The 2,324-nt window shown below is 62.7% G+C and carries 2 protein-coding genes and 1 pseudogene; 1 reads left to right on the top strand and 2 read right to left on the bottom strand.

Annotated features, from left to right (window positions below; all coding sequences use genetic code 11):
- Positions 1-28 precede the first annotated feature (28 nt).
- On the bottom strand, positions 29-850 hold the full coding sequence (locus EN969_RS27130; RefSeq protein WP_024503546.1) for an ABC transporter ATP-binding protein: 822 nt from the start codon (positions 848-850) through the stop codon (positions 29-31).
- 1 nt (position 851) lies between these two features.
- Positions 852-2,039, bottom strand: a complete 1,188-nt coding sequence (locus tag EN969_RS27125; protein WP_063167913.1) for an ABC transporter permease — start codon at positions 2,037-2,039, stop codon at positions 852-854.
- Positions 2,040-2,115: 76 nt separating this feature from the next.
- Here EN969_RS27125 and EN969_RS27120 point away from each other — a divergent pair.
- Positions 2,116-2,324: pseudogene (locus EN969_RS27120) on the top strand (dipeptide epimerase); the annotation flags it as partial.

Below are 2,324 nucleotides of genomic sequence, written 5' to 3'. Positions count from 1 at the left end.
GCTCTGGTTTCCATTGTCCCACTTATGGCTATGCGCGCGCCGCAAGATCAAGTTGCCGGGCGCGTTTTCCGCGGAAATAGGATTTTACCCACGGTTCCTCGCTCTTCAGCATGTCGTCGATGGTGCCTTCGACCAGCACTTTCTTCTTGCCGAGCACGGCCACCCGGTCGCAAGCGGTGAACAGCGTGTCGAGGTCATGCGTCACCATGTAGACGGTCAGATCCATCGTATCGCGCAGCTTGACCACCAGCTCGTCGAACTCCGCCGCGCTGATCGGATCGAGACCCGATGTCGGCTCGTCGAGGAAGACGATGTCGGGATCGAGCGCCAGCGCCCGCGCCAGCGCGGCGCGCTTGATCATGCCGCCGGACAGTTCGGATGGGAATTTTTGCGCCGCGTCGGGCGGCAGCCCGACCAGCTCGATCTTGAGCATCGCCAGTTCGTCCATCAGCTTTCGCGGCAGGTCGAGATATTCGCGCATCGGCACCTGGACGTTTTCCAGCACCGTCAGCGCCGAGAACAGGGCGCCGTGCTGGAACAGCACGCCAAGCCGCATGTCGATGCGCAGACGCTCGGCATCATCAGCCTTCTCGATATCGACGCCGAACAGCCTGATCGTGCCCGACTGCTTGCGTGTCAGGCCGAGAATGGTGCGCAGCAGAACGGATTTGCCAGCACCCGAGGCGCCGACAAATCCAAGGATTTCGCCGCGCCTTATGTCGAGCGACAGTCTGTCGAGGATAAGCTTGTCGGCAAAGGAAACGCTGATGTCGTGCGCGGAAAGCACGATATCGCCCTCGCCCGCGTCATCCGCCAATGCACCCGCCCTTTTCCTGTTTCGCAGCTTCATCTCAGAACTCGATCGCTGCGTAGAACATGGCAAAAAGCCCGTCGAGGATGATGACGACGAAGATCGACTTCACCACCGAAGCGGTAACATGCTGGCCGAGCGATTCGGCGCTGCCGCCGACCTTCATGCCTTCGACCGAGGCAATCGTGCCGATGATCATGGCCATGAACGGCGCCTTGATCAGGCCCGCAAAGATGGTGCTGAGATCGATGGCGACGCGCAGCCGGTCGATGAAGGCGGCGGGCGGGATGTCGGAATAGAGCCAGGCAGCCAGGATGCCGCCGCCGAGTGCGGCGAAATTGGCGATGATGGTCAGGCACGGCAAGGCGATGACCAGCGCCACGAGCCGCGGAAAGACCAGGACGCCGATCGGGTTGAGCCCGATGACCTTCAGCGCGTCGACCTCCTCGCGCATCTTCATCGAGCCGATCTCGGCGGTGATCGCGCTGCCGGAGCGGCCGGCGATCATGATCGCCGTCATCAGCACGCCGAGTTCGCGCAGGATCAGCACGCCGACGAGGTCGACGACGAAGATATCGGCGCCGAAATAGCTGAGCTGATAGGCGCCCTGCTGGGCGACGATGGCGCCGACGATCGCCGACATCAGCACCACCACCGGAATGGCGCCGACGCCCATACGGTCGATCTGGTTGAAAATCGCCGCCGGGTTGACGGCATGGCCACGGCCGAGCTTCATCTGCGCGCCACGGATGGTGGCGCCGAGGATGTTCATCGAGGCCAGAAAATCGTCGCGCATCTCGTAGACCCGGCGGCCAACCGCCTCCAGCGCGCGAATGACGATGTTGGGCGGTCGCACCGGGCCGGATTCGGGTTCGCGCCGCACGGCCTCGCCGACAGCTTCGAGCAGGATCGAAGCGATCTCGCTCTGGCCTTGCATCTGGATTTCGACACCCTTCTTCTCGAAGGCGCTGACCAGCCGGTCGATCAGCCAGGCGCCGGCAGTGTCCATCTTCTCGATCTTGGAAACATCGAGCGCCAAGATTTTGAAGCCGCTTCGCTTTTCGATCTTGCGCATGTCGGCGTCGACGAGTGCAACGGTCCGTGTCGTCCAGATTCCGGAGAAAGCGCAGCCAAGAACGCCGTCCTCCTCGCCGATCGCCACGCGCGGTTCGTGGTCAGCCTCCCCTGCGGTCGTGCCGCTTGCGTCGCGCTTGCCGATGGTCAACATGGCGTCCTGTTTAGCCTGACGGGTCTGACCTGTCGATTTGCCGACAACGCTTGTCGCACAGCAGGAGCAGAAAAATATGGCGCGTGTCATTTCGGTCGAGGCCGAGCGTTTTCCCATCGCCGGAACCTTCACCATTTCGCGCGGTTCCAAGACCGAAGCCGAAGTGATCTCCTGCACGATCAGCGACGGCGGCCATTTCGGCCGCGGCGAATGCGTCCCCTACAAGCGCTATGGCGAGACGATTGAGGGCGTGCGCGAGGCGATCGACGCCATGCGCGGCCGGAT

Origin of the sequence: Mesorhizobium sp. M7A.F.Ca.CA.003.01.2.1, from assembly GCF_003998945.1 — a bacterium.
GTDB lineage: Bacteria > Pseudomonadota > Alphaproteobacteria > Rhizobiales > Rhizobiaceae > Mesorhizobium > Mesorhizobium ciceri.
This window is presented reverse-complemented; position numbering and strand designations above follow the sequence as displayed.